Origin of the sequence: Candidatus Sphingomonas phytovorans (genome assembly GCA_029202385.1) — a bacterium.
Classification (GTDB): Bacteria; Pseudomonadota; Alphaproteobacteria; order Sphingomonadales; family Sphingomonadaceae; genus Sphingomonas; species Sphingomonas phytovorans.
In genome coordinates this window covers 5,361,357-5,374,799 of sequence record CP119314.1, presented here as the reverse complement: position 1 = coordinate 5,374,799, position 13,443 = coordinate 5,361,357, and the positions used below count along the sequence as shown (strand labels likewise).

At 65.3% G+C, this 13,443-nt stretch carries 17 protein-coding genes; 14 read left to right on the top strand and 3 right to left on the bottom strand.

The annotated features are described in order from the left end of the window. From P0Y59_24770 to P0Y59_24760, 3 genes are all read right to left on the bottom strand, one after another. Positions 1–486: a hypothetical protein gene (locus tag P0Y59_24770; GenBank protein ID WEK00068.1), complete on the bottom strand. Its 486-nt coding sequence runs from the start codon at positions 484–486 to the stop codon at positions 1–3. Between the two features lie 31 nt (positions 487–517). Next, entirely contained in the window at positions 518–1,096 is a 579-nt protein-coding gene (locus P0Y59_24765; protein WEK00067.1) for a hypothetical protein, read from the bottom strand. Between the two features lie 96 nt (positions 1,097–1,192). Further along, entirely contained in the window at positions 1,193–1,771 is a 579-nt protein-coding gene (locus P0Y59_24760) for a hypothetical protein (GenBank protein WEK00066.1), read from the bottom strand. A gap of 332 nt (positions 1,772–2,103) precedes the next feature. On the opposite strand from P0Y59_24760, the gene P0Y59_24755 reads away from it, so the two are divergent. The 14 genes from P0Y59_24755 to ybeY all read left to right on the top strand — a co-directional run bounded on the left by P0Y59_24755 (position 2,104) and on the right by ybeY (position 13,443). Continuing rightward, positions 2,104–3,648, top strand: coding sequence for a DUF1800 domain-containing protein (locus P0Y59_24755; protein WEK00065.1), 1,545 nt, complete (start codon positions 2,104–2,106; stop codon positions 3,646–3,648). A 14-nt stretch (positions 3,649–3,662) separates the two neighbouring features. After that, positions 3,663–4,877, top strand: a complete 1,215-nt coding sequence (locus tag P0Y59_24750; protein WEK00064.1) for a DUF1501 domain-containing protein — start codon at positions 3,663–3,665, stop codon at positions 4,875–4,877. 46 nt (positions 4,878–4,923) lie between these two features. After that, on the top strand, positions 4,924–5,148 hold the full coding sequence (locus P0Y59_24745; GenBank protein ID WEK00063.1) for a hypothetical protein: 225 nt from the start codon (positions 4,924–4,926) through the stop codon (positions 5,146–5,148). Between the two features lie 174 nt (positions 5,149–5,322). After that, positions 5,323–5,745, top strand: coding sequence for a DUF2147 domain-containing protein (locus P0Y59_24740; GenBank protein WEK00062.1), 423 nt, complete (start codon positions 5,323–5,325; stop codon positions 5,743–5,745). 276 nt (positions 5,746–6,021) lie between these two features. Further along, positions 6,022–6,597 (top strand): NifU family protein, encoded by a 576-nt coding sequence (locus P0Y59_24735; protein WEK00061.1) that lies wholly within the window; start codon positions 6,022–6,024, stop codon positions 6,595–6,597. Between the two features lie 82 nt (positions 6,598–6,679). Next, entirely contained in the window at positions 6,680–7,276 is a 597-nt protein-coding gene (locus tag P0Y59_24730; protein WEK00060.1) for a malonic semialdehyde reductase, read from the top strand. Continuing rightward, the gene (gene tsaB / locus P0Y59_24725) at positions 7,269–7,904 is read left to right on the top strand and encodes a tRNA (adenosine(37)-N6)-threonylcarbamoyltransferase complex dimerization subunit type 1 TsaB (protein ID WEK00059.1); all 636 of its coding nucleotides are present in this window, start codon (positions 7,269–7,271) and stop codon (positions 7,902–7,904) included. The genes P0Y59_24730 and tsaB overlap by 8 nt, the downstream gene beginning before the upstream one ends. After that, on the top strand, positions 7,901–8,377 hold the full coding sequence (locus P0Y59_24720; GenBank protein WEK00058.1) for a GNAT family N-acetyltransferase: 477 nt from the start codon (positions 7,901–7,903) through the stop codon (positions 8,375–8,377). Before tsaB ends, P0Y59_24720 begins: the two co-directional genes overlap by 4 nt. A gap of 110 nt (positions 8,378–8,487) precedes the next feature. Beyond that, positions 8,488–8,904: a MucR family transcriptional regulator gene (locus tag P0Y59_24715; protein WEK00057.1), complete on the top strand. Its 417-nt coding sequence runs from the start codon at positions 8,488–8,490 to the stop codon at positions 8,902–8,904. Positions 8,905–9,022: 118 nt separating this feature from the next. Continuing rightward, on the top strand, positions 9,023–9,445 hold the full coding sequence (locus tag P0Y59_24710) for a Fur family transcriptional regulator (protein WEK00056.1): 423 nt from the start codon (positions 9,023–9,025) through the stop codon (positions 9,443–9,445). A gap of 38 nt (positions 9,446–9,483) precedes the next feature. Further along, the gene (locus tag P0Y59_24705; GenBank protein ID WEK00055.1) at positions 9,484–10,395 is read left to right on the top strand and encodes a lysophospholipid acyltransferase family protein; all 912 of its coding nucleotides are present in this window, start codon (positions 9,484–9,486) and stop codon (positions 10,393–10,395) included. Then, the gene (gene miaB, locus P0Y59_24700; GenBank protein WEK00054.1) at positions 10,392–11,714 is read left to right on the top strand and encodes a tRNA (N6-isopentenyl adenosine(37)-C2)-methylthiotransferase MiaB; all 1,323 of its coding nucleotides are present in this window, start codon (positions 10,392–10,394) and stop codon (positions 11,712–11,714) included. Before P0Y59_24705 ends, miaB begins: the two co-directional genes overlap by 4 nt. Positions 11,715–11,939: 225 nt before the next feature. After that, positions 11,940–12,938, top strand: a complete 999-nt coding sequence (locus P0Y59_24695; GenBank protein ID WEK00053.1) for a PhoH family protein — start codon at positions 11,940–11,942, stop codon at positions 12,936–12,938. Further along, the gene (gene ybeY, locus P0Y59_24690) at positions 12,931–13,443 is read left to right on the top strand and encodes an rRNA maturation RNase YbeY (protein WEK00052.1); all 513 of its coding nucleotides are present in this window, start codon (positions 12,931–12,933) and stop codon (positions 13,441–13,443) included. Before P0Y59_24695 ends, ybeY begins: the two co-directional genes overlap by 8 nt.

Here is a 13,443-nt window from a genome sequence, read left to right as displayed (position 1 = left end):
TCAATCCGGCGCGAGGACGATCGTGAGCGTGCCGCCATAGCCGCCCGCCGTCGCGGCGCTGAGCGAGGCAGCGCGCAGGATCACGATGAGACTGGCATTGCTCGTCTGGAGGATTGGACAGCTGAGCAGCGTGGTCTGGCCGGCAAGGGCGGCGCCGGAGGTAAGGTTGGTCCCCGATGTCTGCCCCGAGGTTGCGGACCACTGCACTTCATAGGGCAGCAGGCTCGATCCATTGGCGAGCGTGAACGCGCCCGATGCACCGGATCCACTCGCGGTGACGGTGTAGCGGCCGCCCAATATGCCACTATAGGCGCAGACCGATTCGCTCTGGAGTTGGTCAACGCCGACATTGGTGATCGTGCCGAAGGCGAGATCGCTCAGATGCGTGATCTGCACCGACTGCGCAGCCGCGGGCAAAGGCACCGCAAGGGCCCCCGGCACGACCAGCCGCAGCAATGTTCGAAACAGGGATGAGCGGCGGATCATGGTCGTTGTGCCGCGCGCGCCGCTCAGCCGGTCATTGCGGGGTCACGAGCAAGGTCAGCGTGCCGGTATAGCTGGTCCCCGCCACCATATTCTGCAGGTTCGGCGACGTGATCGACACGATCAGGCTTGACGTGGTGGTAGGGCTCGTCACGCAGGTCGGCGTCAGGGCGGTGCTGGTCTGGCCGGTCAGGGCCGTGCCGGAGGTGAGCGCGGTGCCGCTGGTCTGCGCCGCGCTCGAGCTCCATTGCACGCTATAGGGTACGCTCAGTGCGCCATTGACGAGCGTGAAGGCGCCGCTGGTGCCGCTGCCCGTGGCGGTGATGCTGTACCCCTTGGTCGCGGTATTGCTCCACACGCAATCGCTCTGCGCGCTGCTGGCATCGCTACCCGGATCGACGGCGGAGAAGCTCACGTCCGTCAGCCCGGTGATCTGCGCGCGATTGGCGACGCTGGCGGCGATGCTGACCGTGCCGGTCGAGGTCGACCCCAGCGAGCCCTGGGTCGCGGCATCGGCCGAACTGGCCATCACCAGCGAGCATGCCGCCGCGCCGGCAAGTGCCGTGTGGCGAATGGTGGAGACATCGAAGTCCTTGCTTGAACGAAAGCGCATGATTCAATTCCTGCCCTCAGCCAAAACTGCGCGGATATCGGCCAGTCCAGCCCCCGCATTTTTCCAAGAATAACGACGACGGCCTGCCCGGCCCCGTCATTGCGGGGTCACCAGCAAGGTCAGCGTGCCGGTGTAGCTGGTTCCCGCGACCATGGTCTGCAGGTTCGTCGAGGTGATCGACACGATCAGGCTGGACGTGGTGGTCGGGCTGGTCGTGCAGGTCGGGGTCAGTGCGGTACTGGTCTGACCGACCAGGGCAGTGCCGGAGGTGAGCGCGGTGCCGCTGGTCTGCGCCGCGCTCGAACTCCATTGCACGCTATAGGGCACGTTCAGCGCGCCATTGGCGAGCGTGAAGGCGCCGCTGGTGCCGCTGCCGGTCGCGGTGATGCTGTACCCCTTGGTCGCGGTGTTGCTCCACACGCAATCGCTCTGTGCGCTGCTCGCCGCGCTGCCGGGGTCGACGGCGGCGAAGGTCACATCGGTAAGCCCGGTGATCTGCGCACGATTGGCGACGCTGGCGGTGATGCTGACCGTGCCGGTCGAGGTCGATCCCAGCGAGCCCTGGGTCGCCGCCTCGGCCGAACCGGCCATCACCAGCGAGCACATCGCCACGCCGGCAAGCGCCTTGCGGCGAACGGCCGCAACATCGAAACCCGTGCTTGAACGAAAGTGCATAGCTAAATCCTGCCTTCGACCAATACCGCATGGGACCCGATCAATCTGGCACCCCGATGCGTCCATATTTACCAATGTGGATTTAACGGATTCGGGATAGGTACCTATGGATAAATGCCATAGTATTTCTACCTAGGCGAAGGTGAGTGACAATTTCATTTATCATGCAGCTTAAGGTATTCAAACCGAACAAAGACGCTCTACCCGTAACATAAAAAATCATTTCAGAAGTTGGTGTGGATGGCCACACGTGCATCCGAAGCCATCCCTCGTTCGTTCAGCCGACAGCAATCACGCCGGTGCGATGAGAGCCGTCCGGGACAACGAGTTGCATGCTTATGCCGTTGCTGCCGCTTGCCTTGTTTCCATCCCCACTTCGCCTCGGCGCCCTGGCGTCGCTCGCGCTGCTGGCCGGTGCCGCTGCGCCCCCTGGCGGCGATGGACGGGATATGGCGATAGTCGATCGGGTGACCTGGGGGACGACGCCGTCGTCCGCCGCCGCGCTGACCGGACATAAGGCCGCCGATCTGATCGACGCGCAGTTGCGCATGCCCGCCGACGCGTCGCTTCCCGCCGCGGCACAGGCACAGATCGATGCGATGGAGATCGCCCGCACGCCGATGGCGGCGCTGGTCGTCACTGTCGATGCGGAGAACCGGGCGGCCAACGCCCTGACCGATCCCGACGCGAAGAAAGCCGCGCGCGACGCCTATAACAAGCATATCGGGGCGCTCTCCACCGAGGCGGCGACCCGATCCATCCTGCGCGATCTCTATTCGCCGGCCCAATTGCGCGAGCAGATGACCTGGTTCTGGTTCAACCAGTTCAACGTGCAGGCGGCCAAGCGCGACATCCGCGCGATGGTCGGCGATTATGAGGACCAGGCGATCCGCCCGCATGCGCTTGGCCGGTATCGCGATCTGCTCGAGGCGACGCTGCGCCATCCGGCCATGCTGCGCTATCTCGACAACGACCAGAATGCAGCCGGCCATATCAACGAGAATTACGCCCGCGAGATCATGGAGCTTCACTCAATGGGTGTCGGATCCGGCTATACCCAGAAGGACGTGCAGGAACTGGCGCGGATCCTGACCGGAGTCGGCGTCGACCTGAAGCCCGATGCGCCCAAACTGAAGCCGGCGCTCCAGCCACTGCTCGTTCGCGCCGGATTGTTCGAGTTCAACCCCGCGCGGCATGATTTCGGCGACAAGGTCTTTCTCGGCCACCGCATCAAGGGGTCAGGCTTCGACGAGGTGGAACAGGCGCTTGACCTGATCGCCGCTTCGCCCGCGACGGCACACCATGTCTCCGAACGCCTGGCGACCTATTTTACCGGCGATGCGCCGCCCGCCGCGCTGGTCTCAGACATGGCCGCGACGTTCCAGCGCAGCCATGGCGACATCGCGGCAGTGCTGCGCACCCTGTTCAAATCGCGTGCGTTCGACGCGTCGCTCGGCACCGCGTTCAAGGACCCCATCCATTATGCGGTGTCGGCGGTGCGCATGGCCTATGACGGCCGGGTGATCGTCAATGCCGGGCCGATCCTGAACTGGCTCAACCGCATGGGCGAAGGCCTGTATGCGCATGAGACACCCGATGGCTATCCGCTGACCTCGGCCGCCTGGACCGGGCCGGGGCAGCTCGGCGTGCGTTTCGAGATCGCGCGGCAGATCGGCAGCAGTTCGGCCGGGCTGTTCAAGCCGCCCGTGCCCGGCGCGACCGACCAGCCGGCCTTCCCGCAATTGCAGAACGCGCTGTATTTCAACAGCCTGCAACACCGCCTGTCAGCGCCGACTCACACCGCGCTCGACCAGGCGGTCTCGCCGCAGGACTGGAACGCACTGTTCCTGTCCTCCCCCGAATTCATGCGCCGCTGATGCTGGAGGAAACGATGATCGACCGTCGCACCCTGCTCAAGACCGCAGCGATCGCCGCGCCCCTGGTGCTGGCCGGCCGCGCCTTTGCCGCCCCCCAGGCCGGCGGCGCGCGCATGCTGGTCGTGTTCCTGCGCGGCGCCTATGACGCAGCCAACATCATCGCGCCGACCGGCAGCGATTTCTACGCGACAGCGCGACCGACCCTGGCGCTGAAGAAGCCCGATCCGGCCAATCCCGACGCCGCATTGCCACTCGATGCCGACTGGAGCCTGCATCCCGCACTGAAGGATTCGATCCTGCCCCTGTGGCAGAAGAAGCAGATCGCGTTCGTGCCCTTTGCCGGCACCGACGATATGAGCCGAAGCCATTTCGAGACTCAGGACACGATCGAGCTGGGCCAGCCGATCAGCGGCACGCGCAACTATCAATCGGGCTTCATGGCACGTCTGGCCGGGGCAATCGGGACAGACAAGCCGATCGCCTTCACCGACCAGATGCCGCTGATCTTCCGCGGCGGCAGCCGCGCCATCCCCAATGTCGCGCTGAACGGTATCGGCAAGCCGGCGATCGACCAGCGCCAGGCGAAACTGATCGAGGCGATGTACAAGGGCCAGCATCTCGGCGCGAGCGATCTGGGCGGATCGGTCGCGCAGGGCTTCAGCGTGCGGGATACCGTCTACAAGTCGATTTCCGAGGAGATGATGGCGGCCAATCGCGGTGCGGTGAGCCCAAAGGGTTTCGAGCTTTCCGCGCGACGGATCGGGCGACTGATGCGCGACCAGTTCAACCTCGCCTTTGTCGATGTCGGCGGGTGGGATACGCATGTGAACCAGGGTGGCGCGCAGGGCTATCTGGCCGGGCGGATCGGCGAGCTAGGGCGTGGGCTGGCCGGCTTCGCCGACGAGATCGGGCCCGACGCCTGGGCAAGCACGGTCGTGCTCGTCGTCTCCGAATTCGGGCGGACCTTCCGCGAGAATGGTGACAAGGGCACCGACCACGGGCATGGCAGCGTCTATTGGGTAATGGGCGGCGGTGTGGCCGGCGGGCGTATCGTCGGGCCGCAGGTGAAGATCGCCGCTGAAACGCTCAACCAGAACCGCGACCTGCCGGTACTGACTGACTATCGCGCGCTGACCGGCGGACTGCTCGCCCGGCATTACGGGCTTGAGGCGCGGCGGCTGCAGATGGTCTTCCCGGGCACCGCGCCCGTCGACCTCAAGCTTGTCTGACCGGCACCCCATCAAACAAGAACCACCCATCAACAGGAGAACAACCATGTCCCGCATCGCCCTGTCGCTCGCCGCCATCGCCATGACCGCGACCGCCACCCCGGCTCTTGCGAAGGGGTGCCTGAAGGGCGCCGCCGTCGGTGCGGTTGCCGGCCACTACGTCGGCAAGGGCCATGCCGTGGCCGGCGCCGTCGCCGGATGCTGGTATGGGCATCACCGCGCCGCCGCTGCAGCCAAGGCGCAGCGCGCCCAGGCGAAGGCGCAGCACTGATAGTCTGCTCTTAGTCTGCTCTCCCCCGTTTCGCGTCGCGTTGCGACCCGTTAGGGGACACACGCCCGTCAAGCACGGTTCAGCGCTTCGCGCGAGCCGGCGAGGCGCGCGAAAGCGCCGTCGCGGCCAATGGTGGCTGCGGCGGCACATGCTGCACGAGAAGGATCTTGAAGGATGTCGATCACGATGGTTCTGGCAGCGGCGCTGGCCGCATCACCAGCCCCTGCGGACCAGCAGAGCATCGCCATCGGACGGTGGAAGACGGAGACGCGGGGCGGCATCGTGGAGATCCAGCGCTGCGGCGCATCCATCTGCGGGCGTATCATCAGCTCAGATGCGCTGCGGGCCAACCCGGCGCTGGCGGACGGCAGGAACACCAATGTCGCCCTACGCAACCGGCCATTGCGCGGGCTGCAGATCCTCAGCGGCTTCACTCCCGGTCCCGACGGCACCTGGGTCGACGGCACGATCTACAATGCCGAGGACGGCAAGACCTACAATGCGCGCGTGACCCCGGCCGGTGCAAACCAACTCAAGTTGCGCGGCTGCGTGTTCGTTCCCCTTTGCAAGACGCAGACCTGGACCCGCGTCAACTGACGCCCCCCTCCTCCGCCAATCATCGGGGCCGCTGCCGTGTCTTCCAGCGCAGGAACGCCCCTTCCGGCCACCATCGCGCGGGTTGGATGCTCGACATGCAGGGCATTGCCCACCGACGCCGGTGCTCGTGTCCGATGAAGTGAAGGATGCGCGTGCGGCGGTCCTGTCGCCGAGCGGGCGATTCACCTATTGAGCCGGGCCCTCCTGAACCCCGGCGATACCCGGTTTTCCACTTCGCGCCTTGATCCTGACGGCCGTCCGGCCCACATGCGACCCATGCTGATCGAGACCGAGACGACGCCGAACCCGGCGACCATCAAATTCCTCCCGGGCCGGATGGTCATGGAGGCGGGCACCCGCGATTTCGCGACGCCGGAAGAAGCCGAATCCTCACCGCTGGCAGAGGCGCTGTTCGGACTGGGCGACGTGACCGGCGTGTTCTTCGGACGCGACTTCATCTCCGTCACCGCAGCGCCGGGCGTCGCCTGGGAAGGGCTGAAGCCGGATGTGCTCGGGCTGCTGCTCGATCACTTCAGCGCGAACATGCCGCTGTTCCGCCCGGGCAATGCCGGCGGCATCGCGGTTCCCGCCGCAGAGGAAATGTTCGCCGAAGATCCGGAGGACGCCGATATCATCGTACAGATCAAGGACCTGATCGAGACGCGCATCCGTCCTGCTGTGGCGAATGACGGCGGCGATATCGTCTATCGCGGCTTCGACAAGGGCAAGGTCTACCTCCAGATGCAGGGCGCCTGCTCCGGCTGCCCCTCCTCCAGCGCGACATTGAAGAACGGGATTGAGCAGCTGCTCAAATATTACGTTCCCGAGGTCACCGAGGTGCGCGCGATCTGATCCGCCTCTGGATATTTGCCGCCGGATCGTGAAAAGCTGAAAACCGATATCCCCTGTTTCAGCACTGGTCGAGGAATTACGCATGAGCGAGAAGCTGTCCGACGCGGCGCTCGACACGATCTTTCGCGTCGCGCGCACCTATAACGGCTATACCGACGAACCCGTCACCGAGGCCGAACTGCACGCGATCTGGGACCTGATGAAATGGGGCCCTACCTCAGCCAACCAGCTGCCCGCCCGGCTGGTCTGGTGCGTGAGCGACGAGTCCAAGGCCAGGCTCGCCGCTTGCGCCAGCGCGCAGAACGCGCCGAAGATCCTCGCAGCGCCGGTGACGGTGATCCTCGGCATGGACACCAATTTCCACGAGCATCTGCCTGATCTGTTCCCCCACAACCAGACGGCCAAGAGCTGGTTCGACGGCAACAGCGAGCTTCGGGCAGCCTCGGCCATGCGCAACTCGAGCCTGCAGGGCGCCTATTTCATCATTGCGGCACGTGCGCTGGGCCTGGATACTGGGCCGATGTCGGGCTTCGACAACGGCAAGGTGGACTCAGCCTTCTTTGCTGATACGCCTGCCGTCCATTCCAACTTCATCTCGACGCTGGGGCACGGCGACCCTTCGACGATCTTCGATCGGCTGCCGCGGCCGGAGTTCGAACGGTTCAACACGATTGCCTGAAACGGCCCGGACCCTCGTCATCGAAACGGCCACCGCCGCCTGCTCGGTCGCACTGATCGAGGATGGGGGGGTAATTGCCGCGCGTCACGAGGTAGTCGGTCGCGGGCATGCCGAACGGCTGGTGCCGATGATCGCCGAACTGCCCGAAGGCGGCCGGGCACCGCGCATCCTGGTCGATTGCGGGCCGGGCAGTTTCACCGGCGTCCGCGTGGGGATTGCCGCCGCGCGCGGACTCGCCCTCGGCTGGGGTGCCGAGGCATTCGGCTATTCCTCGATGGCCATTGTCGCGGCGGGTGGTTTAGCGCTGAATCCGGACTGGCCGAACCTTGCCGTGGTGCTTGAAGGCGGGCATGGCGAGGTCTTCATGCAGGCCTTCGACGCTCAGCTCGCGCCCGTCTCCGCGCTCGCCTCGCTCAAGCCCGAGGCGGCGCTCGCCCTGCTGCAAGGGCGCCCCGGGATCGGCAATGGCGTGCGATTCCTCAAAGCCCTGGACGACACGGCAGCACTCACCGAAGCGCTGCCCAGCGCCGCCGACGCGGTACTGCTACCAAAGCCCCTTGCCACCTTGCCGCCCCGCCCGATCTACGGCCGGGCGCCCGACGCGAAGCCCCTCGCGCCGGCTCAATGAGTACGATGCTGCATATGATCGAATTGCGTTCCGGCAGCGTTGCCGATCTCGCCCTGGTCGATCAGCTCATGCAGGGGGCGTTCGATCCGCGCTTCGGCGAGGCATGGACTCGCAACCAGTGCCTCGGCATCCTCGCCATGCCGGGCGTATGGCTGACCATCGCGACACTGGACGGGGAGCCCGCCGGCTTCGCGCTGTCGCGCATCGTCGCCGACGAAGCCGAACTGCTGCTGCTCGCGACATTGCCCGCAATGCGACGTCGTGGCGTCGCGGCCGCTTTACTACGTTCCGTCATTGCCGATGCCATAACATCAGGTGCAGTTACTCTTCACCTTGAAGTCCGCGAGGGCAATGATGCGATCAAGCTATATCGCGGTACAGGCTTCGTTAAGGTTGGCGAGCGACGTAACTACTACCGCGGCACCACAGGACAAGCTTTCGATGCCTTTACCTATCGCCGCGACCTTCGCTGAAAACGGTTTCGATTCTACAATTGTTACTTGCACGTTGCGATTCAAAGTAGGATAGCGCGAAACACGGATGCGAGTTCAATGCAACCGAATAATGGGTCGAAAGGAATATAATGGATACGCAAAGCGAGCTGCAGGAAACCTTGATTACGCTGACCGCTGATATTGTTGCTGCACATGTCAGCAACAATAGCGTGGCCGTTTCGGACCTGCCGGTGCTGATCGCGAACGTGCACGGCGCGCTCTCCGGCCTTGGCGGCACCGCTCCGGCACCGGAAGTGAAGCAGGAACCTGCGGTTTCAGTGCGTTCGTCGATCAAGCCAGACTACATCGTCTGCCTAGAAGACGGCAAGAAGCTGAAGATGCTGAAGCGCCACCTGATGACGCACTATCAGATGACGCCGGAGCAATATCGCGCGAAGTGGAACCTGCCGGCCGACTATCCGATGGTCGCGCCCAACTATGCCGAACAGCGCCGCACCCTGGCGAAGAAGATCGGCCTCGGCACGAAGCGCCGCAAGACGCGCTGACCCCAGAATTCGGCCCCCGGAGCCCCCCGCCCCGCCCCCGGCGACGGAAAGGGGGGCTCCGGCTTATTGCGAGTCGGTTGCCCTTTATCAATAAGCCCAAAGAGACTACATGGCGTGCATGGCACGCAAGATAGACCTCGAGGCCCTGTGCAATGAAAAGGGCCTGCGCATTACCGACCAACGCCGCGTCATCGCGCGCGTTCTCTCCGAGGCCGAGGATCACCCGGACGTAGAGAAAGTCTATGCCCGCGCCTCGGCGATCGACCCGGGCATCTCGATCGCGACCGTGTACCGCACGGTGCGCCTGTTCGAGGAAGCCGGCATCCTCGACCGCCATGATTTCGGCGATGGCCGCTCGCGCTACGAGCCGGCACCTGAGTCGCATCACGACCACCTTATCGACGTCGAGACCGGCAAGGTGATCGAGTTCGTCGATCCCGAGCTCGAACAGTTGCAGAAGGCAATCGCCGAACGGCTTGGCTTCCGCCTCGTCGACCATCGCATGGAGCTTTACGGCGTCGCGCTGGACCGCAAGGCGTAGGCCTGTTGACCGAAGCCCAACCGGGGGGCGCCATCCCGATGAGCGACGCCGACCGACGACGCGCCGAGGCAGCCGCCGGTAATCCGGCGCCGATAGACGCACTCGGCCGGGCCCGGATCGTGCTGCGCGCCTCGGGGCTTGTACTCGGCCTGCTCATCACCGTTCCGCTCCATTATCTGTGGCGGCTGCTCCGTATCGGATCGCCCTGGCCCAAGGTCTTTCTCGGCTGGGCCGCGCGGTTCGCCGGGGCACGGGTCGAACGGGTCGGCGTGCCGCTGAAGCGCGATGTCTTCTACATCTCCAACCATCTGAGCTGGATCGACATCCTGGCGATCGCCGGACAGAGCGGCACCGCCTTCGTCGCCAAGGAGGAAATTCGCGCTGCGCCGGTGGTGGGGTGGCTCTCCGTGCTCAACCGCACCGTCTTCGTGAAGCGCGAGAACCGCATGGGCGTCGCGGAACAGATCAACCAGCTGCGCGAGGCGCTGGCCGAGAACTGGTCGGTGACCGTGTTCCCTGAAGGGACGACGACCGACGGCAAGTCGCTGCTGCCGTTCAAGACCTCGATGCTCCGCGTGCTCGAGCCACCTCCGCCCGGCGTGCTGGTCCAGCCGGTGCTGCTCGACTACGGCGCGATGGGCGAGGAAGTTGGCTGGATCGGCGTCGAGAGCGGTGTGGACAACGCCAAGCGCCTGCTGTCGCGGCGCGGCTCCTTCAGGATGCGGGTTCATTTCCTGGACCCCTTCGATCCGCACGACTTTCCGGGGCGCAAGGCAATCGCCGCCGAAAGCCGGCGACGGATCGAGGAAGCGCTGGTGAAAACGCTGGGCCACCCGCTCAGGCCGTTCGCCTATGATGTCGGGCCGGTGCGCTACGAGGCGCCCGCTCCTTCCCGGGATGGAGAGGATTTGCCGCCTCAATCGCCTGGACCTATAGCGCCGCCATCATGAAACCCTCCCCCAAGACCTTTCACGTCAAGTCGTTCGGTTGCCAGATGAATATGTATGACGGCGATCGCATGAGCGAGCTCATGGCCGCCGAAGGGCTGAGCGCGACCGACGATGCCAGCACCGCCGACCTGATCGTGCTCAACACCTGCCACATCCGCGAAAGGGCGACGGAGAAGGTCTATTCGGACATCGGTCGGCTGCGGAAGCACGGCCGCGAGCCGATGATCGCGGTCGCGGGCTGCGTCGCGCAGGCCGAGGGTGCCGAGATCGTGCGGCGCGCGAAAGTGGATATCGTCGTCGGCCCGCAAGCCTATCACAACCTGCCCGAGCTGGTCGCGAAGGCAGCCCGGGGCGAGGCAGCGCTCGACACCGACATGCCGGTAGAGACCAAGTTCGGCGCCCTGCCCGCCCGTCGTCGCGTGCCGCCCTCGGCGTTCCTGACGGTACAGGAAGGCTGCGACAAATTCTGCACCTATTGCGTCGTACCCTATACCCGTGGCGCCGAAGTCAGCCGGCCCTGGGCAGCGATCGTCGATGAAGCGAAGGCGCTGGTCGATGCGGGCGCGCGGGAGATCACGCTGCTCGGGCAGAACGTCAATGCCTGGACCGGCGACGATGCCACGGGCCGCACCGGCGGACTCGATGCACTGGTCCGCGAACTCGACCGGATCGAGGGGCTGGCGCGCATCCGCTACACCACCAGCCATCCCAACGACATGACCCAGGGGTTGATCGAGGCGCACCGCGACGTCGCGAAGCTGATGCCGTTCCTCCATTTGCCGGTACAGGCCGGCAGCGACCGGATCCTCAAGGCGATGAACCGCAGCCACAGCCGCGATTCCTATCTGCGCATCCTCGACCGTGTCCGCGCGGCGCGGCCCGACATCGCCCTGTCGGGCGATTTCATCGTCGGCTTCCCCGGCGAAACCGAGGCCGATTTCGCCGAGACGCTGAGCCTGGTCGATTCGGTCGGCTACGCCCAGGCGTTCAGCTTCAAATACAGCCCCCGCCCGGGCACGCCCGCCGCCGACATGGACGACCAGGTCCCGGCCGAAGTGATGGACGAGCGACTGCAGCGTCTGCAGGCAGCGCTCAACCGCGACCAGGAGGCCTTCAACAAGGCAAGCGTCGGGCGCCGCTGCGAGATATTGCTCGAGCGCAAGGGCAAGCTGCCGGGCCAGCTGATCGGCAAGAGCCCGTGGCTTCAATCGGTGCATCTCGTTTCCGGCGCCGCGATCGGCGACGTGATCGAAGTGGAGATCGAAGCGGCATGGCCGAATTCGGTGTCGGGTGTGGAGCAGGTGCGCGCGGTGGCCTGAGGCCCGCTTCTCTTCTTCGCCGGGGAAGGGAGAGTATTGGCGTGTGCGAAGATACGACACTTGCCGAAAGATCGGCGGTGTTGCTCGTTTCCCTCTGTCCTCCCCGCCCGCGCTCTGCCAAACTCGCGAGCGGATGCAGCAGACTCGCCCCCTCCCCGGAACACCGCGCCACGCGGTCAGTTCGGGTGAGTCGCCCGCCCTTTTCCTCCCGCCCGAAGGAACCGCATGAGCCGCAAGCCTGTCCAAGCCCAGTCCGGTGACCGCAGCCGTGCCGAGGTCGTGTTCGACAAGCCCCAGCTTATGCCGCAGCTCTTCGGCGAGTTCGACCAGAACCTGCTGCTGCTGGAGAACCGGATGGGGGTGTACATCACCGCGCGCGGGAACCGGGTTGGGCTCGAGGGCACGGCCGAAGCGGTCGCGGCGGCGCGCGACGTGCTGCAGAGCCTGTACAACCGGATCGTGCGCGGCGAGCGGGCCGATGCCGGACTGGTCGATGCGGTGATCGCGATGTCGGCCGAGCCGACGCTTGCCGGCATCATCCGCGCCGATGCGGACGGCGCACCGCAGGTGATGATCCGCACGCGCAAGAAGACGATCGTGCCGCGCACCCTGGCGCAGCAGCATTATATGCGCGAGCTGCTCAACCACGACATCATCTTCGCGCTTGGGCCGGCGGGCACGGGCAAGACCTATATCGCGGTGGCGCAGGCGGTGGCGCAGCTGATCACCGGCAGTGTTCAGCGGCTGATCCTGTCGCGGCCCGCGGTGGAGGCGGGCGAGAAGCTTGGCTTCCTGCCCGGCGACATGAAGGAGAAGGTCGATCCCTATCTCCGCCCGCTCTACGACGCGCTGAACGATTGCCTGCCGGCTGAACAGGTCGAGCGGCGCATCCTGTCGGGCGAAATCGAGATCGCGCCGATCGCCTTCATGCGCGGCCGCACGCTGGCCGACGCCTTCATCATCCTGGACGAGGCGCAGAACACCACGCCGGCACAGATGAAGATGTTCCTGACCCGTTTCGGCGAGAACAGCCGCATGGTGGTGTGCGGCGACCCCAAGCAGACGGACCTTCCGGGCGGCATGGCCGCGTCCGGACTTAACGACGCGGTCGGGCGACTTGAGGGCGTCGAGGGCCTGTCGATCTGCCGTTTCGGCGCGGGCGACGTGGTGCGGCACCCGATCGTCGGGCGGATCGTCGAGGCTTATGAGGGCGTCGATGCTTGAAACCGCCCTCTCGATCGAATCGCCCTGGCCGGAGAGCACCGACTGGGAGGCGCTCGCGCTGCGTGCCGCCACGGCAGCGATGGAGCGTACGCCGCACGGCGAAATGCTCACCGCCACGGCACTGATCGAAATCTCGGTCCGGCTGACCACCGATGAGGAAGTGCAGACGCTCAACGCGCAGTACCGCCACAAGGACAAGCCGACCAACGTGCTGAGCTTCCCGATGGTGCAGCCCGACCTGCTCGACACGATCGACCAGAATTCGGACGATGGCGAGGTGCTGCTCGGCGATATCGTGCTGGCGCATGGCGTCTGCCTGCGCGAGGCGGCCGAGCGGAATATCGCGATAGAGGATCATGCGACGCACCTGATCGTGCATGGCACGCTGCATTTACTCGGCTATGATCATATGGAAGATCGTGAGGCCGAGGCGATGGAGAGTATCGAAACCGATGCGCTGGCGTCGCTGGGCCTGCATGACCCTTATCTGATACGCGAGGACTGA